General features: G+C 46.6%; 23 protein-coding genes, 1 pseudogene and 1 riboswitch. Of the genes and pseudogenes, 14 read left to right on the top strand and 10 right to left on the bottom strand.

The window, feature by feature from the left end:
* Positions 1-5: 5 nt before the first annotated feature.
* The gene (locus tag BLL41_RS01165) at positions 6-848 is read right to left on the bottom strand and encodes a YitT family protein (protein ID WP_003245017.1); all 843 of its coding nucleotides are present in this window, start codon (positions 846-848) and stop codon (positions 6-8) included.
* Between the two features lie 137 nt (positions 849-985).
* On the opposite strand from BLL41_RS01165, the gene BLL41_RS01160 reads away from it, so the two are divergent.
* The gene (locus BLL41_RS01160) at positions 986-1,837 is read left to right on the top strand and encodes a DegV family protein (RefSeq protein ID WP_071576493.1); all 852 of its coding nucleotides are present in this window, start codon (positions 986-988) and stop codon (positions 1,835-1,837) included.
* 44 nt (positions 1,838-1,881) lie between these two features.
* Here BLL41_RS01160 and BLL41_RS01155 read toward each other — a convergent pair whose 3' ends face one another.
* Both BLL41_RS01155 and BLL41_RS01150 read right to left on the bottom strand, forming a co-directional pair.
* Positions 1,882-2,172 (bottom strand): DUF3784 domain-containing protein, encoded by a 291-nt coding sequence (locus BLL41_RS01155; protein ID WP_014476409.1) that lies wholly within the window; start codon positions 2,170-2,172, stop codon positions 1,882-1,884.
* Positions 2,173-2,271: 99 nt separating this feature from the next.
* The gene (locus BLL41_RS01150; protein WP_071576492.1) at positions 2,272-3,120 is read right to left on the bottom strand and encodes a CvfB family protein; all 849 of its coding nucleotides are present in this window, start codon (positions 3,118-3,120) and stop codon (positions 2,272-2,274) included.
* Between the two features lie 146 nt (positions 3,121-3,266).
* Between BLL41_RS01150 and BLL41_RS01145 the strand changes: the two genes are divergently transcribed.
* The 7 genes from BLL41_RS01145 (at position 3,267) to BLL41_RS01115 (ending at position 10,530) form a co-directional block, all read left to right on the top strand.
* On the top strand, positions 3,267-3,758 hold the full coding sequence (locus BLL41_RS01145) for a YajQ family cyclic di-GMP-binding protein (protein ID WP_003233034.1): 492 nt from the start codon (positions 3,267-3,269) through the stop codon (positions 3,756-3,758).
* Between the two features lie 106 nt (positions 3,759-3,864).
* Positions 3,865-3,982: riboswitch (SAM riboswitch) on the top strand.
* Positions 3,983-4,071: 89 nt separating this feature from the next.
* A complete protein-coding gene (locus BLL41_RS01140) occupies positions 4,072-5,910 on the top strand; it encodes a bifunctional homocysteine S-methyltransferase/methylenetetrahydrofolate reductase (RefSeq protein ID WP_071576491.1) in 1,839 nt (612 codons plus the stop codon).
* A gap of 88 nt (positions 5,911-5,998) precedes the next feature.
* Positions 5,999-6,448: a GNAT family N-acetyltransferase gene (locus BLL41_RS01135; RefSeq protein WP_071576490.1), complete on the top strand. Its 450-nt coding sequence runs from the start codon at positions 5,999-6,001 to the stop codon at positions 6,446-6,448.
* 4 nt (positions 6,449-6,452) lie between these two features.
* The gene (locus BLL41_RS01130) at positions 6,453-7,301 is read left to right on the top strand and encodes a GNAT family N-acetyltransferase (RefSeq protein WP_071576489.1); all 849 of its coding nucleotides are present in this window, start codon (positions 6,453-6,455) and stop codon (positions 7,299-7,301) included.
* Positions 7,302-7,412: 111 nt separating this feature from the next.
* The gene (locus BLL41_RS01125; protein WP_071576488.1) at positions 7,413-8,681 is read left to right on the top strand and encodes an MFS transporter; all 1,269 of its coding nucleotides are present in this window, start codon (positions 7,413-7,415) and stop codon (positions 8,679-8,681) included.
* An 8-nt stretch (positions 8,682-8,689) separates the two neighbouring features.
* Positions 8,690-9,805, top strand: coding sequence for a mandelate racemase/muconate lactonizing enzyme family protein (locus BLL41_RS01120; protein WP_071576487.1), 1,116 nt, complete (start codon positions 8,690-8,692; stop codon positions 9,803-9,805).
* Between the two features lie 95 nt (positions 9,806-9,900).
* Positions 9,901-10,530 carry a YitT family protein gene (locus BLL41_RS01115; protein ID WP_009966972.1) on the top strand — a complete coding sequence of 210 codons (630 nt, stop codon included), beginning with the start codon at positions 9,901-9,903 and terminating at the stop codon, positions 10,528-10,530.
* A gap of 44 nt (positions 10,531-10,574) precedes the next feature.
* Here BLL41_RS01115 and BLL41_RS01110 read toward each other — a convergent pair whose 3' ends face one another.
* Positions 10,575-11,333 (bottom strand): phosphosulfolactate synthase, encoded by a 759-nt coding sequence (locus BLL41_RS01110; RefSeq protein WP_071576486.1) that lies wholly within the window; start codon positions 11,331-11,333, stop codon positions 10,575-10,577.
* A complete protein-coding gene (locus BLL41_RS01105; protein WP_071576485.1) occupies positions 11,330-12,016 on the bottom strand; it encodes a 2-phosphosulfolactate phosphatase in 687 nt (228 codons plus the stop codon). The genes BLL41_RS01110 and BLL41_RS01105 overlap by 4 nt, the downstream gene beginning before the upstream one ends.
* Before the next feature lie 186 nt (positions 12,017-12,202).
* On the opposite strand from BLL41_RS01105, the gene BLL41_RS01100 reads away from it, so the two are divergent.
* From BLL41_RS01100 to cysC, 3 genes are all read left to right on the top strand, one after another.
* A complete protein-coding gene (locus BLL41_RS01100; protein WP_071576484.1) occupies positions 12,203-12,913 on the top strand; it encodes a phosphoadenylyl-sulfate reductase in 711 nt (236 codons plus the stop codon).
* 102 nt (positions 12,914-13,015) lie between these two features.
* Positions 13,016-14,185 carry a sulfate adenylyltransferase gene (gene sat, locus BLL41_RS01095; protein WP_071576483.1) on the top strand — a complete coding sequence of 390 codons (1,170 nt, stop codon included), beginning with the start codon at positions 13,016-13,018 and terminating at the stop codon, positions 14,183-14,185.
* Positions 14,182-14,781 (top strand): adenylyl-sulfate kinase, encoded by a 600-nt coding sequence (cysC, locus tag BLL41_RS01090; RefSeq protein WP_071576482.1) that lies wholly within the window; start codon positions 14,182-14,184, stop codon positions 14,779-14,781. The genes sat and cysC overlap by 4 nt, the downstream gene beginning before the upstream one ends.
* Before the next feature lie 26 nt (positions 14,782-14,807).
* Here cysC and BLL41_RS01085 read toward each other — a convergent pair whose 3' ends face one another.
* On the bottom strand, positions 14,808-15,614 hold the full coding sequence (locus BLL41_RS01085) for an alpha/beta fold hydrolase (RefSeq protein WP_071576481.1): 807 nt from the start codon (positions 15,612-15,614) through the stop codon (positions 14,808-14,810).
* 204 nt (positions 15,615-15,818) lie between these two features.
* On the opposite strand from BLL41_RS01085, the gene BLL41_RS01080 reads away from it, so the two are divergent.
* Positions 15,819-16,457, top strand: a complete 639-nt coding sequence (locus BLL41_RS01080; protein ID WP_071576480.1) for a pentapeptide repeat-containing protein — start codon at positions 15,819-15,821, stop codon at positions 16,455-16,457.
* Between the two features lie 7 nt (positions 16,458-16,464).
* Here BLL41_RS01080 and BLL41_RS01075 read toward each other — a convergent pair whose 3' ends face one another.
* Positions 16,465-17,919: an aminotransferase-like domain-containing protein gene (locus BLL41_RS01075; protein WP_071576915.1), complete on the bottom strand. Its 1,455-nt coding sequence runs from the start codon at positions 17,917-17,919 to the stop codon at positions 16,465-16,467.
* Positions 17,920-17,998: 79 nt separating this feature from the next.
* Here BLL41_RS01075 and BLL41_RS01070 point away from each other — a divergent pair.
* Both BLL41_RS01070 and BLL41_RS01065 read left to right on the top strand, forming a co-directional pair.
* Positions 17,999-18,648 (top strand): annotated as a pseudogene (locus BLL41_RS01070) (LysE family transporter).
* 50 nt (positions 18,649-18,698) lie between these two features.
* Positions 18,699-19,211, top strand: a complete 513-nt coding sequence (locus BLL41_RS01065) for a DinB family protein (protein ID WP_071576916.1) — start codon at positions 18,699-18,701, stop codon at positions 19,209-19,211.
* Between the two features lie 64 nt (positions 19,212-19,275).
* Here the strand turns inward: BLL41_RS01065 and iolX are convergent, their stop codons facing one another.
* The 3 genes from iolX to BLL41_RS01050 form a co-directional block, all read right to left on the bottom strand.
* Positions 19,276-20,304: a scyllo-inositol 2-dehydrogenase gene (gene iolX / locus BLL41_RS01060; RefSeq protein ID WP_071576478.1), complete on the bottom strand. Its 1,029-nt coding sequence runs from the start codon at positions 20,302-20,304 to the stop codon at positions 19,276-19,278.
* Positions 20,305-20,511: 207 nt separating this feature from the next.
* Positions 20,512-21,525: a transcriptional regulator DegA gene (gene degA / locus BLL41_RS01055; protein ID WP_071576477.1), complete on the bottom strand. Its 1,014-nt coding sequence runs from the start codon at positions 21,523-21,525 to the stop codon at positions 20,512-20,514.
* Positions 21,526-21,542: 17 nt separating this feature from the next.
* Positions 21,543-22,406 carry an AraC family transcriptional regulator gene (locus BLL41_RS01050; protein ID WP_069149336.1) on the bottom strand — a complete coding sequence of 288 codons (864 nt, stop codon included), beginning with the start codon at positions 22,404-22,406 and terminating at the stop codon, positions 21,543-21,545.
* Positions 22,407-22,411: the final 5 nt, after the last annotated feature.

The following is a 22,411-nucleotide window of genomic DNA, read 5'->3' as shown; positions in this document are numbered from 1 at the left end:
TTTCGTCAGTCTTTTCTAAAGAAACCAAAAATCCCTGTCGTTTGAACAATGTTCGTAAATGCTTTCGGATCAACTTCTTTGACGATCTTCTCTAAATCGTACAGTTCGTACCTCGTAATGACGATAATCATCATTTCCTTCTGTTCGTTCGTAAATGCTCCTTTTGCCGGAACAGTTGTGATGCCACGCACCATTTTTCCGTAAATGGCTTCCTTGATTTCGTCCGCTTTTTTCGTCACGATCATCGCCGTGAGCTTCATGTGGCGGGTGTGAATGGCGTCAATCACCCTCGTTGTCACATACAGTGTAACCAGGGTATATAATGCTTTCTCCCAACCTTGCAATAATCCTGCCGTCAAGATGATAATCCCATTCAGAATGAAGAAATACGTGCCGACGGGTTTATCCTTCCACTTTGCAAGCACCATGGCGACGATATCAAGCCCGCCTGTCGAAGCTCCGTATTTTAATGTTAAGCCGATACCGACTGCGGAAATGACGCCGCCGAACACCGCGTTCAGCAAAATGTCATGTGACAGGCTTGTTTCCGGCAGGATCCCCATAAACAGAGTAGTGAGTGCGACACTTAAAATGCTGTACACTGTAAACGATTTGCCGACCTTCAGCCATCCAAGAATACCGACCGGGATGTTTAAGAGGAACAAGAGCGTTCCCGTCGATATGTAAAAGGGGGCATATTGATCAACGACGCTTGATAAAAGCTGGGCGACACCTGTAAATCCGCTGGCATATACATCTGCCGGAATCAAAAATAAGTTCAGCCCGGCAGCATTGAGTAAAGCGCCGATGATGACGATGAGTAATTTTTTTGTTTGATCTAGTACCATGGCATGTTCCTCCGCTCTTTCTTCTTTATTATGTTTTCCCTTAAAACAAATATTTGAACACGATTTTGGCAAATTAATATGATATAGTTGGCTTAACTCTCATGATAACGAGCGATAACGGAAAGAAGGGAAGCAATATGACAGTTCATCTCATCGCTGACAGCGCCACTGATTTGCCTCGTTCTTATTTTGAAGAAAAAGGCATTGGCTTCATTCCGCTCAGGGTTTCTCTTGGCGACAAAGAATTCGAAGATGCAGTCACAATTCATGCGGATCAAATATTTGAAGCGATGCAAAATGGAGAAACGCCTAAGACATCCCAAGCCTCACCGCAAACGATTAAAAATGTGTTTTTGCAATATGCCGAAACAGGTGATCCCGCTCTTTACATTGCCTTTTCCTCAGGTCTCTCCGGCACGTATCAGACAGCTGTAATGATCGCCAATGAAGTGAAGGAGGAATTCCCCGATTTCGATTTACGGGTCATTGATTCCAAATGCGCTTCATTAGGATACGGTCTGGCTGTCCGGCATGCTGCCGATCTCTGTATCAACGGGAATACAATACAAGAAATTGAAACGTCTGTAAAGAACTTTTGCAGCCAGCTTGAACACATTTTTACCGTTGATGATTTAACATATCTCGCGAGGGGCGGCCGGATATCCAAAACGTCCGCTTTTGTCGGCGGCCTGTTGAATATTAAACCGCTGCTTCAGATGGAGGACGGCAAGCTAGTGCCACTGGAAAAAATCCGCGGACAGAAGAAACTTTTCAAACGGATCGTCGAGCTTATGAAAGAGCGCGGGGATGATTGGAGCAATCAAACCGTCGGGATCAGCTACGCCGCGAACAAAGAAAAAGCCACGGACATGAAACACCTGATTGAGGAAGCGCTCAAGCCGAAAGAAATCATTATGCATCCAATCAGTTCAGCAATCGGCTCGCATGCCGGTCCAGGTACATTGGCGATATTCTTTTTAAGAAAATGAGCAAACAAAAAACCTCCAGGTGTTTGTTATTTACTGGAGGTTTTTTATATTAATTTTTTATTTACATAAATGATAACTCCGGCTCCGTATGCCAAAATCATTGGCGGAATCAGCTGATCTTGTCCCTGAAATGATATAAAACCGTTTAAAAGAATAAATATCCCTGAATTCAGAAAGAAGTATCCCGCAATTCTAGCCAGACGATCCTTTTCACGTATCCGAGACTCCCGGAAACCGGAAAGTATCCATGTTTGCTTTTTTATCCCTGCCAGATAAGCAACCCAAAAGAAAAGCATCGCAATAAAGATTAATAAAAAATCGATACGTATTTCCACGACTCTCCCCCTTCTCTTAGAACTCTGTCTCCCTCTAATGATACGCAACTGAATTTTATTTGTGAAGTTTCATAAAAAATAGAAGGCCTGTGGGGCCTTCTATTTTTTCTCGTATGTCCATCCATTTTCCTGATATACTTTTCCGTTTTTCATCAAATGGCCCAGCGCGCGTTTAAAGGCGGCTTTGCTCATATTAAAACGTTCTCTGATATCGTCAGGCTGGCTTTTGTCACTGTACGGCATGGCACCGTTTCTCGTTCTCATATACGTTAGAATATACTCAGCATCAACAGACAATGCATCCTGTTTTCTCGGAAGCAGCGACAAGTTGACTGAACCGTCTTCTTTCACTTGAATCACCCGTCCCGTGACTCTTGAACCGAGTCTTGGCTCCTCTTTTCTTTCTGACGGGTGAATAAAACAGCGGATACCGTCATCCGTGATCACGAATGAACCCGATGCGATCAGCCTGTACACCGTACCTGTCAGCTCTTTATTCATCAGGTCTTCTGAAGCGTCGGTAAACAGTTCACTGATGATATCTTCCGGCGCTGGTTTCGCAAACATGCGCCCCCGGTTCGTCACCTTCAGCATACAGTAAAGTTTGTCCCCTTTTTGCGGCCAGACATCTTCGTACGGCGGCAAATGCTCAGTTGCGACTAGTGCGTCCTTCGATAAACCGACATCAACGAAAACGCCCATATCTTCCACTTTATCTACTACTTCAACCCAGCCATATTCATCCGCGCTGATGACCGGAATTTTCATCGTGGCCGCAAGCCTTTCCTGCTGGTCGACATATATAAAGACTTCTACCTCGTCTCTGTCCTCGATATCCTCAGTCACTTCACTGTTATGTAAGAGAATCGTATCTTCCCCGTCGGTTAAAAAGTAACCGAAGTCGGTTTGATGATCTATACTCAAGGTTAATTGCTGCCCTGGTCTCATGCTATCGTCCTTCCTGTTCCGCTTATTTTATGCGGATTTTGTTAACATTTTTTCCAATCATCCCAAATTGATTCTTTGTTCTGTTGGAAGTTTCTCTTTATTCTACTATAATCAACACATAAGTTAAATGTTATGGAGGTTTTCATATGGCAAAAGAAAGTTCATTTGATATTGTATCAAAGGTGGAATTGCCTGAAGTGCAAAACGCGATCCAAATCGCACTGAAGGAAATCAGTACACGATATGACTTTAAAGGAAGCAAAAGCGACATTTCTTTAGATAAAGAGGAGCTGGTCCTCGTTTCCGATGACGAATTCAAATTAAGCCAGCTGAAGGATGTGCTGGTCAGCAAATTGATTAAACGCAACGTACCGACAAAAAACATTGATTACGGCAAGGTGGAAAACGCATCAGGCGGAACGGTACGCCAGCGTGCAAAGCTTGTTCAAGGCATTGATAAGGACAACGCAAAAAAAATCAATACGATCATCAAAAACTCCGGACTGAAAGTAAAATCTCAGGTGCAGGATGATCAAGTGCGCGTCACCGGAAAAAACAAAGATGACCTTCAGCAGATTATTTCAGCTGTGCGTGGAGCAGATCTTCCAATTGACGTTCAATTTATAAATTTCAGATAAATTTTCTGATTCCTATTGATTATTGTCTTTATTTTCGGTAAATTTGGAGAAAGGGAAAAACGCCAGGTATCTATTGGCACTTCCTGACACGAAAATTTCATATCCGTTCTTATCAAGAGAAGCAGAGGGACTGGCCCGACGAAGCTTCAGCAACCGGTGTAATGGCGATCAGCCATGACCAAGGTGCTAAATCCAGCAAGCTCGAACAGCTTGGAAGATAAGAAGAGACAAAATCACTGACAAAGTCTTCTTCTTAAGAGGACTTTTTTTATTTCTCTTTTTTCCTTGCTGATGTGAATAAAGGAGGCAGACAATGGGACTTTTAGAAGATTTGCAAAGACAGGTGTTAATCGGTGACGGCGCCATGGGGACGCTCCTCTACTCCTATGGCATTGACAGGTGTTTTGAGGAGCTCAATATTTCAAAGCCGGAGGAAATTCAGCGCATACATAAAGCATACGTTGAAGCGGGAGCCAACATTATTCAAACGAATACGTACGGGGCCAACTATATTAAATTATCCAGACACGGTCTTGAGGATGACATCAAAAAAATGAATCAGGAGGCCGTAAAGATCGCGCGGGCTTCAGCAGGCGATGCATACGTGCTCGGAACGATGGGTGGCATACGCACATTTAATAAAAACGCGTACAGCCTTGACGAAATTAAGCGCAGCTTCCGCGAGCAGCTGTACCTGCTGCTGCATGAAGAGCCGGATGGCATGCTGTTAGAAACGTATTATGATTTGGAAGAAGCCCGTGAAGTGCTGAAAATCGCGCGGAAAGAGACTAATCTTCCGATTATGCTCAATGTCTCCATGCACGAGCAAGGCGTATTGCAGGACGGAACGGCGCTTTCTGACGCATTGCGCTCGATTGCGGATCTCGGAGCTGATATTGTCGGCATTAACTGCCGCCTCGGCCCTTATCACATGATTGAAGCGCTCAGCGAAGTGCCGATTTTTGATGACGTGTTCTTATCCGTTTATCCGAACAGCAGTCTTCCTTCGCTTGAAGAGGGACGGCTTGTCTATGAAACAGACGACACGTATTTTCAAAACAGCGCGTCAGAATTCCGTAAGCAAGGTGCGCGAATTATCGGCGGCTGCTGCGGCACAACGCCGAACCACATCCGGGCGATGGCGGAAGCGGTTGGCGGGCTGGCTCCAATTACGGAAAAAGAAGTCAAAACCCGGGCGAAAGAATTCATTTCTGTTCATCACGAGCGAACCGAGCCCGGACTGGATGAGATCGCGGCGAAAAAACGCTCTATTAACGTAGAACTGGACCCGCCGAAAAAACTGAGCTTTGACAAATTTCTATCGGCGGCTGCTGAATTAAAAGAAGCGGGAATCGATGCCCTGACACTCGCCGACAATTCTCTGGCGACCCCGCGGATCAGCAATGTTGCCTGCGGCGCCCTTGTCAAGCAGCAGCTCGATATGCGTTCCCTTGTCCATATTACGTGCCGCGACCGTAACATTATCGGCTTACAGTCACATTTAATGGGCCTTGATACATTAGGGCTGAATGACGTGCTTGCTATTACAGGTGACCCTTCTAAAATCGGGGATTTTCCTGGTGCGACGTCTGTATATGATTTAACATCTTTTGATTTAATCAGGCTGATCAAACAATTCAATGAAGGTCTGTCTCTGTCTGGAAAACCGCTCGGCAAGAAAACGAATTTCTCAGTTGCCGCCGCATTTAATCCTAACGTCCGTCATCTGGATAAAGCGGTAAAACGGCTGGAGAAAAAAATAGATTGCGGCGCGGATTATTTTGTTTCTCAGCCTGTCTATTCCGAGCAGCAGCTTGTCGATATCCATAACGAAACAAAACATCTGAAGACGCCGATCTATATCGGCATCATGCCGCTGACAAGCAGCCGGAATGCCGAATTCATCCACAATGAAATTCCCGGTATTAAGCTGTCTGATACGATTCGCGAAAAAATGGCCCGTGCCGGTGAAGATAAAGAAAAACAAAAAGCAGAAGGTCTTGCGATTGCACGCTCCCTGCTGGATACGGCATGCGAGCTGTTTAACGGCATCTATTTGATAACGCCTTTCCTCAGATCTGACTTAACCGCCGAGCTCACTTCATATATTCAGCAAAAAGATGAGCAACGCCAAAATATCTTTTTGCATTAATTCCCAAAAGACTGCCTGATCCAATCGGGCGGTCTTTTTCAACGGGATTCGTGTTACGATATAGAAAAACAATCATGAGGAGGAAATTATGCTCGAAGTTAGAACCATTTCTGCGGAAGATACATATGAAATACGGCATCGCATTCTGCGTCCCCATCAATCCATCGAACAATGCAAATTTGAACAGGATCACGCAGAAGGCTCCTTTCATCTCGGCGCGTTTTATGACGGAACACTGATCAGCATCGCTTCTTTTTCCCCGCAAAGTCAGCCTTTATTAACGGAAGCCCCTGCGTATCGGCTGAGAGGCATGGCAACGCTCGAAGGATATCGCGATCAAAAAGCTGGAAGCACGCTGATCAAACACGCGGAGCACAAACTGGCGGAGAGCGGCGTTCAGGCGGTTTGGTGCAATGCAAGACACCATGTCAAGGGCTACTATGCCAAGCTTGGCTGGGAGGAACTTGGCGAACCATTTGACATTCCCGGCATTGGCACTCATATTGTCATGTACAAAACACTTGGAACAAGCAGGTGATCTTATGGACGTAGTGGATGAGCTAATTGAGCTTCATGAAGAACATGTTTCCGGCTTATTGCGGCTTTGCGGGCAAGCCGGGTGGCCGGATTATGGCGAACAAGAGCTGAAACTGCTTGTTCAGCAGGGACGCTTTTTCGGTTTTCGAAATGCCAGCGGTGACATGATTTCCTGCATTGGCTTGTTTTTGTTTGGCCGTCTTGCTTCTATCGGCCTTGTTATCGTTGACAAGGAATATAAACGGCTTGGTCTCGGCAGGCGTATGGTAAACGCCTGTATCACCCAAACAGATGAAAACACCGCCATCAGGCTTTGCGCCACAAAAGAAGGTTTGCCGCTTTATGAAAAAGCAGGCTTTCATACGGCAGGAACTGTGCGAAAGTACAGCTGTCACAGTTTTCAACCTTATACCAAAAAGCTTGACGCTGAACTGACATCCTTTAGAGAACAAGACTTTCACGACTTAACCGCGGCGGATCTTGCCGCCTTTGGCGGTGATCGATCAAACCTTTTGCAGCAGCTTATTTCTGCTTCATGCGAATGTATCATCGCCCGAAATCATGACGGACAGCTAATTGGCTACGGACTTTCTGTACAAACACCGGCCCATTTGAAATTCGGCCCCATTATCGCTTCATCATCAGACATTGCTGCACAATTAATCAACAGGCTGGCGGCCGGCAAACAAGGCCCGATGCGAATCGATATACCGGGTGAATACACGTCTCTGCATGACAGCCTGATAGAAATGGGATTTCATAAAGATGATGAACCACCGCTTTTGTTCTATCAGAAAAAAGCGCCTATTCAAAATGGACACTTATATGCTTTGATTTCACAGGCTCTCGGCTAACCCTCTTTTTTCCCGAACAGGTATCTTCTGTTCGGTTTTTTGCTGTCTGATTACTGAATAAACGAAGCCATCAGGGACATTCTAAGCAGAAGAAAAGGAGTGTGCTCTGAGATGGAATCATCAAAACAAAATAACGGAATGACGGTTGTTGCAATCGGTTCAATCCCTTTAATATTAACCCTCGGAAACTCGATGCTTATTCCGATTTTGCCAAAAATGAAATCTGAACTTCATTTATCACAATTTCAAGTCAGTCTCGTGATCACAGTATTTTCCTTGATTGCAGCATTTGCGATTCCGATTGTCGGTTATCTCGCAGACCGATTCTCAAGGAAAATCATCATTATTCCCTGCTTAATTTTGTATGGTGCCGGCGGTTTGTTAGCCGGGTTTGCGGCAGGTTTTTTTGACAATGCCTATCCTTGGGTCATGGCAGGACGAGCGCTTCAGGGAATCGGGGCAGCCGGAACAGGCCCAATTGCCATGGCACTGACGGGAGATCTGTTTAAAGGCGCCCAGGAGAGCAAGGTGCTCGGCCTTGTTGAGGCTTCAAACGGCATGGGGAAAGTGCTTTCACCGATCATTGGTTCGCTGATCGCCCTGCTTGTCTGGTATGGCGCGTTTTTTGCCTTCCCTGTGTTTTGTATTATTTCAATCGTGCTGACTTGGATTTTTATTAAAGAGAAGAAAAAGGAAAAAGAACCGCCACCTATCGGAAAATATGCGAAAGGGCTGTTAAGTGTTTTTAAACATGAGGGCAGATGGCTGTTTACCGCTTATTTAGCCGGTGCGACCTGTTTGTTTACTTTATTCGGCATCCTGTTTTATCTCTCAGATGTTCTTGAAAAAACATACGACACCGACGGCGTGAAAAAAGGCTTGATACTAGCGATTCCGCTTTTGGTTATGTGTGTGACGTCTTATACAACAGGAAGCAAAATCGGGCAAAAGCAATCGTTAATGAAAAAGCTGATCGTACTCGGATTGGCGTTCATGACCGTATCTTACGCGGCACTGTCATTCATTGAAAATCTTGTCCTCTTTATCAGTGTTCTCGTGCTGAGCAGTATCGGCTCAGGTCTTGTCCTTCCTTGTGTGAACAGTTTCATTACCGGGGCTGTCGGCAAAGAAAGACGGGGATTTGTCACCTCGCTGTACGGATCTGTACGTTTCTTAGGGGTAGCAATCGGCCCTCCGATTTTCGGCCGCCTGATGCAATGGTCCAGACCCGGCATGTTTTTAAGCATTGCGGGATTGACTCTCGTTGTCGGCATTCTTGTGATGATGTTAATCCATGTGAAGCAAAACAATGAAGAAACAAAAGAGAAAGAAGACCCTAAAATGGCTGGCAATCGGCTGCAGCCCGCCGAGGAAAGGTAGCACCCGGTTTGAAAATTGTACGAATTGAAACCTTTCCGCTATTGCACCGATTAGAAAAGCCGTACGGAGACGCCAACGGGTTTAAACGATATCGGACTTGTTATCTGATCAGGATTATCACTGAAAGCGGGATAGACGGCTGGGGAGAATGTGTTGATTGGCTCCCTGCTCTCCATGTCGGTTTTACGAAACGGATCATCCCGTTTCTTTTAGGAAAACAGTCCGGCAGCCGCCTGTCATTAGTGCGCACGATTCAGAAATGGCACCAGCGGGCGGCCTCCGCTGTAAGCATGGCGCTGACAGAGATTGCGGCCAAAGCTGCGGATTGTTCAGTTTGCGAATTATGGGGCGGGCGATTCAGAGAAGAGATTCCTGTGTACGCCTCTTTTCAATCGTACTCAGACTCCCCGCAATGGATCAGCCGCTCAGTCTCCAACGTTGAAGCCCAGTTAAAAAAAGGTTTTGAGCAAATCAAAGTCAAAATCGGCGGGACCTTATTCAAGGAGGATGTCCGGCACATCAATGCGCTGCAGCATACAACCGGCAGCTCCATTACGATGATTCTGGACGCAAACCAAAGCTACGATGCCGCTGCGGCGTTTAAATGGGAGCGATATTTCTCCGAATGGACGAACATTGGCTGGCTTGAGGAGCCTTTGCCCTTTGATCAGCCGCAGGATTACGCTTTGCTTCGCAGCCGTTTATCTGTTCCTGTTGCCGGTGGAGAAAACATGAAAGGCGCGGCGCAATTTGCGCCTCTCCTTTCACAGCGCTGTTTGGATATCATTCAGCCCGATGTCATGCATGTCAACGGAATCGATGAGTTTCGGGACTGCCTCAAGCTCGCCCGTTATTTTGGCGTCAGAGCATCCGCCCACGCATATGACGGATCGCTTTCACGGCTCTATGCTTTATTTGCACAAGCCTGTCTGCCCCCATGGTCTAAAATGAAGAACGATTACATTGAACCGATCGAGTGGGACGTCATGGAGAATCCTTTTACAGATCTCGTCAGCCTGCAGCCTTCAAAAGGATTGGTCCACATCCCGAAAGGAAAAGGCATTGGAACAGAGATCAATATGGACATCGTCAATCGCTACAAGTGGGATGGCTCAGCCTATTAAGCTGGGCCATTTCTTTATTTTGAGACATAAATCATGGACAGCCTCATAAAATGGAAACAGCGGACAAGTCTTTTCATAAAGGAGCAAATGACTTAATGGCTGAACTGCTGATGAAAGCAAAACTCACGTTTATGATTGTCGTAGGCGGCGTACTACAGGGACTCGGCATGTCCTTGTTTTTATTTCCACATGATATTCCGACAGGCGGTGCAGCAGGCATTGCGGTGCTATTGCATTATCTGTTTCAAATTCCCCACGGCTTTTCAGTGTGGGCTGTGAATGTATCAATGCTTTTTACTGCTTTAAAGTGGCTGGAGATGAGGACATTCACCGGCACCCTCGCTTCTATCACCGTCACCTCTGTCTCGGTATTGATCTTTGATGCGGTTTTTCCGGATATTACATCAAACCTGTGGCTTGATCTGGCAAGCGGCGCAGTGTTATTGGGACTCGGCATCGGACTGTTATACAAATATAAAATTTCTAACGGAGGATTCGGAGCCCTTGCTCTGATGATTTCTATATACCGCGGCGGGAATCCCGGAACGATCCTGCTCATCATGAATTGCATCATTTTTATGGTCACCGCGTCTATTATTGACTGGGGCATCGTCATTCAAGCCCTCATATGCCAAGTGATATCGACAAGAGTCATCGACTTCATCTACAACATCCGCCTGACCTCGCTTCCCTATCTCACGCCTATGTACCGCCATAAAAAATAATAGGCAGAGGCTCTCTTCACGACGAGAGCCCCACAGCCGCTGTTTTACAGAAAAAAGGTATCGGATCTTAGCCCTAAACGCAGCGTCTCCAAAGCGATGGCATCATGAAATGGAATATTGGCCAGATTCACATTCGGCCCTATTTTTTGAATAAAACCTTGCTGAAGCGTTTTGTTAGGCGCTTCAAAAATCAGCCTGTTGATATCAATATCCGAGGAAATGATGTCGTCAACAATTTGAAACCTGACATCGCCGCTGCTGGAGCAGATCCCTCCCGTCCCGCTTTCTCTGGCTTCCGTAATCACTTTTTCCGCGCCCGCTTCCATATCCTCAACGATATATTCAAGCCATTCCTCAGAGCTTTGCCGGCTTGCTAATTCCGCATCCTTGCTGCCCACCTCACTGAGCACAAGAAATTCATCAGAAAAATCTGCAATGTAAGCCGCTTTCTCTTTATTTGTCATCGGGAGCGTACCGTTTGAGATCTCAATATATTCACAGCCGAAATAGGTGCAGTACCGATGAAATTCATTCACTTTTTTCTGGCTTACGTACTTCTCAAACAGTGTGCCGCCAAAGAAAAATTTAATGTCATGTTCTTTCAGTGTGCTGATTTTTTCTTCAAGATCTTTCGTAAGTAATGACGTGCCCCAGCCGAATTTCACAAAATCAATATAGTCGGACGCTCCGGCTATGACATCTTTGAAAAATTGCAAGGGATAGCCGTTATCAATTAAAATGGACTGCCCGGTTTCTCTCGGCTTGTTTGTTCTCACTGGCAATTCTAGTGAAAAATCATTCATATTATGACCCTCTCTATCGTTGGAACTTCTCCATCTTGTTTCACTTTCATCACAAAATCGCCCGTCAGTTCTTTTGTACAGTAAACGATGTCTTCCGAATCAAATAATGGCTGGCGGCGGTCAAAAAATTTCTCTGCAACAGAAGAGCGTTTTATTCTTTGAATCGCCTCCGCAGCCGTTACCGCATTTGTCCCTTCAATGATGCCTTTGATATACTCCGCACACGCCATATCGTCATCACCTGATGGGTGGGAAGCCACAATGTTCATGACACAATCATTTGCGGCCAGCTTTTTCACATGCTCTGCCGTTGTTCTGGCATTGGAAAATCCAGTTACGAACAGATGCTTTGCGTTCAGCGCCCCCAACGCCGCTGTGACGCCGTTTGTTGTTTTCTGGATCAGGCGCTTATCCGCCATATCCTGTCCAGCCATGCGTTTTGGAGAATTATCTAAATCAAATCCGCTGATACCGACCCCCTTTTCCTCTCCCGTCAATACATAATCCGGATAGGTGTCTTTCAGCGCAAAGGCTTCATCGGCTGTCCGGACCAACAAAATCTCTTTCGCCCCGCCGATAAACGCATAATGGGCGACCGTAAAGGCTCTGATGACATCAATGACGATGTTAATATCAGCCGGGGCAAGCGAATGATGATGCCCCTGATAAATGGCAATCGGCATACTACCTCTCCTTGGGCATAAAACCATTTTGCTAAAAAGCATATTCAGCCGCGCTCTTAATGGTTCCGCTCCTCATTTTAGGCGGGCGCGGCACCTAAAAACCCTGAACCTTTATGCAAAAAATGAATAGTCTGCCTATAACTCGATCAATAGATAAAAAAAGCAGATGCAAACGGGGGGAAAACGTTGAACGAAACAATCACATATGACACATGGAACGACATGCTGTCCAAACAGGTAACGGATCAATTGATCGATGAGCTCGATGTGTTGAAATGGGCTTACCGAACGTACGGAGAAAAGATTGTGTACGCCTGCAGCTTTGGCGCAGAAGGGATGGTGCTTCTCGACTTAATATCAAAAATCAACAAAAACGCACACATCATCTTTTTGGATACAGGGCTTCATTTTCAAGAAACATATGAGCTGATCGAGGCTGTCAAAGAGCGATATCCGGGATTTGCAATCCAGCTGCTCGAACCCGAGCTGAGCCTAACAGAACAGGAGACGAAGTACGGCGGAGAGCTGTGGAAGCATAACCCGAACCTCTGCTGCCAATTGCGGAAAATCGAACCGCTCAAAAAGCACCTGTCCGGCATGACAGCTTGGATTTCAGGGCTGCGCCGGGAGCAGTCGCCAACGAGAAAGCATATTCAATACGTAAACCTGGACCAGAAGTTTAAGCTCATCAAAATTTGCCCGCTCATCCACTGGACATGGGATGACGTTTGGACGTACATCCGCCTGCACAATTTGCCTTATAACAAACTGCACGATCAACATTACCCGAGCATAGGCTGTGAAATGTGTACATTGCCTTCCTCGGACCCGAACGCTGAGAGGGCTGGAAGATGGGCCGGACGGGAGAAAACAGAATGCGGCCTGCATCAGGAATAGCGGATGGCAGGTTCTTGCTGAAATGATGTTAAGGCGCTGATTAAAACTTTCATTAAGTGCAGAAAAGAAAACAAGGAAACGTATAAATGGAGGTTGAACACGTTGAATGGAAACGAGCCCCATGGAGGGGTATTAATCAACCGCTGTGATCCCGCGTGCCGTTTTGAAGGGTGCACGTGCGAAGCGGAGCTGGATCAGCTTGCACTGAGCGACCTGGAGCTTATTGCAATCGGCGGCTACAGCCCGTTAACAGGTTTTTTGGGAGAAAAGGATTATCATCGTGTTGTGAAAGAAATGAGGCTGGCAAACGGCTTGCCGTGGAGTCTGCCGATTACGCTGCCTGTCGGAGAAGAAACAGCAAAACAGCTGTCTGCCGGAGATCACGTCAAGCTTGTGAAAGACGGTGTTACCTACGGCATGATCACAGTCACCGATATATACCAGCCTGATAAAACACAAGAAGCACTGTCTGTTTTTAAAACAAACGATCCTGCCCACCCAGGCGTAAAAAAATTGCTGGCGCGCCCGGATTACTATATCGGGGGGCCTATCACGGTCAGCCGCCTGCCTGACAAACCTTTCGAACAGTTTTATGCAACGCCCGCAGAAACAAGAGCGGCCTTTCAAAAACTCGGCTGGAAAACGATTGTCGGCTTTCAAACCAGGAACCCTGTTCACAGAGCGCATGAATATATACAAAAAACAGCGTTAGAAACAGTCGACGGTCTGCTGCTTCACCCGCTTGTCGGTGAAACAAAGTCAGACGATATCCCGAGCGATATCAGAATGGAGAGCTACCAGGTTTTGCTTGATCACTATTATCCAAAGGATCGTGTCATGTTATCGGTTTTCCCTGCCGCCATGCGTTATGCAGGTCCGCGGGAAGCGATTTTCCATGCGCTCGTCCGAAAAAATTACGGCTGCACCCATTTTATTGTAGGCCGTGATCACGCAGGGGTCGGCAGCTACTACGGAACATACGACGCACAAGATATTTTTCAATCATTCACAGAGGAGGAGCTTGGCATCAAGCCGCTGTTTTTCGAGCACAGCTTTTATTGCCGAAAATGCGGAAACATGGGCACCTCCAAAACATGTCCGCACAGCTCAAGAGACCACATCCACTTATCAGGCACAAAAGTGAGAGAGCTTCTCCGCCAAGGCAAAAAGCCGCCTAAAGAATTCAGCCGGCCTGAGGTCGCAGCCGTGCTGATCAAGGGACTTCATCAACAGCCTGTTGCCATCCAGCAAAACAGCGGGGGATTAAAATGACACACAATCCGAACATCATTTGGCATCCCGCTGCCATCTCAAAGTCTGACAGACAGTCCTTAAACGGACACAAAAGCTGCGTCCTCTGGTTTACCGGATTGTCCGGCTCCGGAAAATCGGTGCTGGCCAATGCAGTCGATGAAAAGCTTTACCGCAGGGGCATTCAGAGCTATGTGCTTGACGGTGATAATATCCGCCACGGCTTAAACAAAGATCTTGGATTTCAGACTGGTGACAGGATTGAAAACATCCGCCGGATCGGAGAAGTAGCGAAGCTGTTTGTCGACAGCGGACAAATGATTTTAACGGCTTTTATCTCTCCATTCAGAGAAGACCGGGACATGGTTAGAGCGCTCTTTCCTAAAGGTGAGTTCTTCGAAATTTATGTAAAGTGCCCGCTGCATGTTTGTGAACAGCGCGATCCAAAAGGACTTTATAAAAAAGCGCGAAACGGAGAGATCAAACATTTCACCGGGATCGATTCTCCGTATGAAGCGCCGATTTCACCCGATTTTATCATTGAGTCGGACCAGATCTCTATTTCCGATGGAGCTGACCTCATCATTAACGAACTGCAAAACAAAGGGATCATATAAAAACCCGATGAATATCGGGTTTTTTCTTATGAGTCGGAGAACTTTGCAATCAAACTGTTGATCTTTTCTTTTTCCTCATAAAATGCTCCGTGCCCGCTGTTTGCAAACGGAACCAATTCTGACTGTTTGATGCCGCGCTTCAACTCTTTCGCAAAATCAAACGGCGCAATTTTATCCTTTCTCCCGTGCAGGATCAGCGTCGGCACCTTGATTGCAGCAAGTTCCTTTCTGAGATCCTCGTCTCTTAATGCAATGCCCGAGTGGATCGTCCCGTAGGAGGAAGCCTCCAGCATCAGATTGAGAAACCACTGTCTAAGCTCTGGGGACACTTTTTTCTCAAAAAAGTGTTTCCCTAAATCCGCCAGTGTTTTGGGCCGATCCGTTTTGAACAGTTCAATCATATCGTCAATATCCTGCTTCCTCATTCCGTACGGATAACCCGGGCGTTTTGTGAACGCGGGTGCCGCTGCAGACAGTAAAATCAGCTTATCAACATCCGCTCCTTCATGCCTTGCCATATAACGGATTGCAATGGCTCCGCCCATTGAAAAACCGGCAAGAATCACATTCTCAAGCTGCAGCGTATAAATGACTGCTTTCACATCATCGGCCATCGTGTCATAATCGTAGCCTTCCCAAGGGCGGTCAGATTGTCCATATCCCCGTAAATCAACGCCGATAAAACGGAAGCCCCTTTTCGGAAGCTCATTCATTTGATATTCAAACATCTTATGATTCAACGGCCATCCGTGCAAAAAGATGATTGGCCTTCCATGTCCGATATCCTCTACAAACAGTGTCACATGCTCCTCGGTTTTGACGTAATGCCCCATTCCGCATTCCTCCTGTTCCCTTTGGCTTTCCCGGCCTGTAAACGCCTTGACGTACAGGAAGCTTTCCATTTATGCTTACAAAACAAGCGGGCTGCTGTACCAAGAAAGGCTCTTCACGATTTACTATATGTATCAATTTCCTTAACGATCTATTAAATTGAACCCGGAAGCCTCTGTTTTTCGGGCAGCAAAGGATGTCATCACATGAATAAAATCGTAATTCAAAAACCGAACATACCTGAAAACCTGCAAACCGCAGATTTTTATGAAACCGTGACGCAGGATGATGTGATCAGCATGCATCTGTTTGAAGATTGTACAATCTGCGGCGAAGATATCGAAAGACTTTGTGTGGAAAAAACGATCTTTAGAAATGTCGTGTTTATTGATGTGTCTTTTCGGCATATCGAACTAACCGATGTGATCTTTGAAAAATGTGATTTATCAAACGCCGATTTCAGCGGGGCTGTTATTCACAGAACTGCTGTTAAGCAGTCAAAAATGGTTGGAATGAATGTGGCGGAAGCAACGCTGCGGAATGTTTCATTCGAGGAATGCCACGGACATTTCAGCTCCTTTTCGTATTCAAATATGAAACAAGTGCGATTTGATCACTGTGCTCTTATGCAAAGTGAGTGCAGCAATACAGTGCTCCAGCAGACACACTTTGACAGGTGCGAATTGGAAGGTGCCAGCTTTACCGGCACGTCCCTTCAAAACATGGATATCAGCACGTGCCGTTTTGAACAGCTTCATGTCTCCCTCGACAAATTGAAAGGCTGCAAAATCGCACCTGAGCACGCTATTGCTTTCGCCAGGGCGCTGGGAGCTGTCATCGTATAACAAAAGCTTAGGACATCATCAGGCGGCGTGCTGTTTCGGCTGCCGCCTTAATGCCAGTTTCCAAATCCCCAAGAGATGCATAGGAATATGACAGCCTGATGCTGTTTCGGTCTTCGCCGTCATAAATGGAACCGGGATTCACAAGCACTTGCCGTTTCAGCAATTCATAAAAGAAACGGCTGACAGGCAGATTTTTATGAAATGTTACCCAAATATAAAAGCCGCCGGCAGGAATCCGCCACGAGGCAATGTCCCCCGCATACCGCTCGAGAAAATGAACGGCGGCGTCTCTCCTTTGTTTAAGCACCCTGCGTATCCAAGTCAGATGCTCTTCATAATACCCCTGCGACAGCCACTCGGCAGCCGCCCACTGGGACAGTCCGCTTGATCCGTAGTCCGTCTGCATTTTAATGTCCGACAGCCTTTCAATAACCGGTTCCGGACCGGCAAGCCAGCCGATTCGAAGGCCAGGGCTAACCGTTTTTGAAAACGTGCCAAGGTACAGAATATTACCCTCGTGATCCATTGCTTTCAACGGCTGCGGCGGTTTTTCTTCAAACCATAAATCCCCGTACGCATCATCCTCAATGATGGGCAGCTGCTCTTTTTTTGACAGGCTGATGATCTCTTTCCTTCGCTGCTCTGACATGACTGTGCCTGTCGGATTATGAAACGACGGAATCGTGTAAAGCAGCTGTCCTCCATATTGTTTTCGATAAGAAGAAACAAGCCCCGCCTTGACCCCTTCTTTATCCATCGGCAAGCCGCGAAGCCGCATCCCCGCTGATTGAAACACATGCAAAGATTGAAGGTAGGACGGCTTCTCCGTCAAAATGACAGAGTCTCGTTTTAAAAGCCCAATTGAGATGAGCTGAAGTGCCTGAAGTGCGCCGGACACAATTAAAATTGCAGACGGTGACACATGGATCTTCTTTCCTTTTAAATGGTCAGCCACCGCTTCCCTCAGCTGACGGTTTCCTTTCGGCTGTTCGTATCCTAAAGACAGGGCACGCGAATTGATTTGCTGAAACATCCGGCCCATTGTGTCAGCAGGCAGCAGATCCGGTGAAAGTTCTCCTGTGCCTAATCTAATGATATCCGCTCTTGGTTCGTTCTGATTAATAGCCTGAATGATGGAAGAGTTAGGCCGATGAATGCCCGAACGGACGTAATCGCTCCAATCAAGCGGAGGTTCAGCTGCCAGCACGCTCCAAGTACTGTTTACAACCTTTGTACCGCCGCCTCTTCTTCCCTCTAACAAGCCTTGAGACGTGAGTTCATCTATGGCTGCTGTGACTGTGCTGCGGTTGACCTGAAACATGTCGGCCAGCGTTCTCTGTGAAGGGATTTTCGTCCCTACAGCCCACTCTCCGTGAAGAATCTTGTCTTTCATATATTGTTCGATCTGCCGATGCAGCGGAACATCTGACTTTCGGCTTGGTTTCCATTGCGACAAGGTCATGCCCCCTTTTTTCACATTATACATTTGGCTGGGTCCAAACCCAACCAAATGGCTGGAGACTTTGGTAAACTTCTCTTTTATGATTGAAAAAAAGATGTGAAAGGAGCTTTTTTCAGCATGAATGCAATCATTCACGGAATTGTGCTCGCGTTTGGCTTAATTTTGCCGCTGGGAGTGCAGAATGTGTTTATTTTTCAGCAAGGCGCGTGGCAAAAACATGTTTGGCGAGCACTCCCCGCCGTCATCAGTGCTTCAGTCTGTGACACCCTGCTCATTGTATTAGCTGTTGCAGGCGTATCTGTCATTGTACAGCAGCTGCCCATGTTTAAGGCAATAATGATGGCCGGAGGATTTTTATTTTTGCTTTATATGGGCTGGGTGACTTGGAACAGCCGTCCAAAAACAAGCCAAGATGAGAAACATGCGTTTACAGCAAAAAAACAAGCCGTGTTTGCGGCCGCTGTTTCTCTTTTAAACCCGCACGCCATTCTGGACACGATCGGCGTCATCGGCACGAGTTCTCTTCAATATTGGGGGTTTGAGAAACGGCTCTTTATGGCCGCCTGCATCGCTGTATCTTGGATTTGGTTTATCAGTCTTGCGATAGCAGGCAGGCTGTTTCAAACAATGGATACGAGCGGCAGGCTAATGGTGATCGTAAACAAATGCTCTGCAGCGGTAATGTGGGCAGCGGCAGGATATTTTGGGATGTCACTCTTTTGCAATTGAAGGAGAAACGAAAGAAAACAACGAATTTCTTAGAAAAGGAGGCAATGCTGATGACTGATGCAAAACAGTTTTATGACTATCATTCTTGGGCAAACAAGCAAATATTTAACCATATCGAAAACCTGCCGGAGGGAACTGCCTATCAAGAAGTAAAGAGCGTATTTCCTTCTGTCAGCGACGTGCTGCTTCATATGTGCAGGGCTGACCATATTTGGCTGAACGTTCTTTCGGGAGTGGCCTACCAAGAGATTATAAACGGAGTTGTAGGCAAATTCGAGTCCGCGCATGGCAATATGGCGGCGATTAAACAGCACGCTGCCGAGTTGGAGTCACAGTATCATGATTTCTTCAGCCGCCAGACGGACTTAGAACAGACCTTCTCAATGCAGCATCCGACACTCGGTACACTGGAATCAACCTATGCAGACACCATCCTTCATGTCGTCAATCACGGCACTTACCACAGAGGGAACGTGACCGCAATGCTGAGACAGCTTGGCCATACAGGTGTACCTACTGACTATGTCTACTATTTATACGAGAAGAGAAAAAGCAAGGGCTAAACTGTCCTTGCTTTTTTAATAAGAACGAGCTGCAGGAAAAGCCTCAAACGCACAATAATAACGCTTACATACCGGTGTAAGCACGCTTCACATCAAGCTGTACGGGCCTGCCGCTCTTATAGGAATTGGTCGCCGCGATGCCCACTTCTAAGTTGATTGTCGCATCGATATCTGTCACAATCGGTGTTTTTCGATCCCGGACACACTCGGCAAAATGCTGAAGCTCCAAGCAGTAGGCTTCATGAAAACGAGTTTGAAAGTCTGGAATGATATCATAACTGCTCCCTTTAGCCGAAAGGATGGTCACATGTTGATTTCTCAATGTCCCAATGAAAATACTGCCCTCTGTCCCGATAACCTCCGCCCGGATGTCATGTCCGTATGGAGAGGTTCTGCTTGCCTCGACGTCCCCCGCTGCGCCGGAGTCAAATTCAATATACGTCAGCGCCTGATCCACATCGCCGTACTGCTCCATAAATGGATTGTTCAGAATCCTGCCGTGCCCTGAAACAGAAGTGATTTCCGCCCCTAGCAAATAACGGGCAATATCATAGTCATGGATGGAACAGTCAATAAAAATCCCGCCGCTGTGTTTGATAAAATCTGCGGGAGGCGCGCCTTGGTCGCGTGTAAAGCCTTTATAATAGATAGGTTTGCCGATTTCACCCATGTCAATCCGCCGCTTGGCATCTGCGTATGCGGGATCGAATCGTCTCATAAAACCGACTTGGCAAATGACACCTGTCTCCTTCACTTTTTCAGAAACTGCTCTAGATTCCTCAAGGCTTAATGTCAGCGGTTTTTCAACGAAGATCTGTTTGCCGTTCTCGGCTGCTTTGATGATCATATCACCATGTGTGCTTGTCGGTGTTACGATAATGACAGCATCAATACTAGGATCTTCTAACACCTCATACGGGTCCTCTGACCATTTTTCGATACCGAATTCTCTGGCAACCTGCTCAGCTCTCCCTTTCAACGGATCACTGACACAGACCAGCTTTGCCCCTGGTACACTCGTGACGAGATTTTTCGCATGATAATAACCGAGCCTTCCTAATCCCAATACTGCGCATCTTACTTGATGTTCCACGTCCCATCCGCTCCTTTATCTCATTTCAGGATCGCTTCAAGAAAGCGCTTTCTCTTAACAGCTAAAAAAACAGCGGCAACTCCGCTTTCACTTTTTGCGCAAGCGCTTTCTCAAAAGATGGTTTCATTTTACACTGCCTTTTGTTTACGCGCAATATGTTTTTATAGCTTCAACTGTCATAATGAAAAAACCCGCTCATTAGCGGGCTTATGTGTTAGGCGGTGATGTAGAATGTCTGATTATAAGTTCAGGCGGGAGCACTATTTTATGTTTCGTCTTTCGTTTTCCCTCTATTGCTTCTGCCAGCAGTTCGATGACGCTTCGCCCCATATCTTTTATCGGCTGGGCTACGGTCGTCAGGGGCGGAGCCGCCATTTCTGCGAGTATCGTATTATCAAAACCAATGATAGAAAGGTCGTCCGGCACTTTTATGCCTCTTATTCTCGCAGCTTGTATGGCGGCACAGGCCAATACGTCGTTGAAGGCAAAAATAGCAGTCGGAGCGTTCCTGTCGAGCAATTTTCCCGCTTCTTCCTTGCCGCTTTCCAAGGAAAATCGTGTCTGGATGATCAATGATTCATCAATGGGCACGCCCGCTTCCTCCATCGCCTGACGGAAGCCTTTGATTCTATTTTTTTCGCCTGTCGTTGATCCGTCTCCGACAATACAGGCGATGCTCGTGTGGCCAAGTGACAGAAGATGCTTGGCAGCCTCGTACCCGCCGCGAACATCATCCATGACGACAATATCCATCGGAAGCAGCGGTTTATCCTGAGAAATCATGGCAAGCGGAATCTGTTCACTGGCGATTTCCTCCAAAGCAGACATACTGTCATGGTTTTCAATCCCTGTTGCAAAAATAATGCCATCCACCTTTTTCTGCTTCAGTACAGAAAAATATTTCGTTTCTTTTTTTGGATCGTAATCGGTGCTGCAAATCATCATTTGAAAACCGAGCTCATCCGCTCTTTCCTCAATGCTTTTGGCAAGCTCGCCGTAAAACGGATTTGAAATATCAGGCGCTACGAGAGCGATCATATTCGTTCGTTTTCCCGTTAACGCTGCGGCGTGGACATTGGGCGTGTATGCCATTTCATTCATGACATTCATGACCTTCTGCCGCGTTTTGTCGCTGATTCTCCCCGTATTGTTAATCACACGCGACACAGTTGTAATCGAGACACCCGCCGCCCTTGCCACATCGTAGATTGTTGTTTTCATGTTCATCCCTCGTCTGGTTATTGAACTTTCCGGCTGACAATTTTCCGGTATTCAATTGGTGAAATCCCTTCTATCTGCTTAAAGAGTTTTGAAAAGTATGTCGGATCTTCCATTCCAACCGTTTCTGCAATAACGCCCATTTTATCATTTGTAGAGGATAAAAGACGCTTCGCTTCTGTCATTCTCACCCGGTTCGTGTATTGTGCCGGCGTTACGCCGAGCACCTGCTGCATGCAGCGGCTCACATAATCCTGATGATAGTGAAGGGCGAGTGACAGATCCTTGATTGTCGTCTTTTCCTTATAATGCTCCTGTAAGTACCTGGCCGCCTCCCAGGCTACCCGCTCTTTCGCAGACGGTATTTGGAACGCTTCTTTTTGAAGATGCAGCATCAGCTCCTCAAATAAGATTTGCTTTCTGAGCGGCAAATCGGAGTTTTCAGCCGAGTAATCAATCAGTCTTTCAAACTGCTGCGCCATAAACTGCGGGCGCTGCACCTTGCCTTTTCTCGGCAAAGCCAATCCGTAGCGGGCCGGCTCTTCAAAGCTCCCTTTCTCCTGCTGAAGCTCAGACCAATTGCTGCCTCCCTTAGCCGTAAATTCATAACGATGTTCATCGAAGTGAAGCCAATAGTAGGAGGTTGCTTCATCACTGCCCTTCGTCCCATAGTGTTCAAGACCGGGAGAAAGCAGAATGTACTCGCCGCCTTCAATAGAAAATGATTTCTCATTTTCCGTAATATATAACGTTCCGTCTTTGACATATATCAGATCAAACACGGAGAATACACGTTTCACATGGGTTTCTCCCTTTTTAAAAACCCCTTCTCCGGCTGCGATAAATACCGGAAAAGGCGGGACTGTAAACAGGATGCGAGGCATTTGAA

This window comes from Bacillus sp. FMQ74, assembly GCF_001875785.1.
Classification (GTDB): domain Bacteria; phylum Bacillota; class Bacilli; order Bacillales; family Bacillaceae; genus Bacillus; species Bacillus stercoris.
The sequence above is the reverse complement of the archived record's forward strand: the minus strand, read 5'-3'. Positions and strand labels throughout refer to the sequence as shown.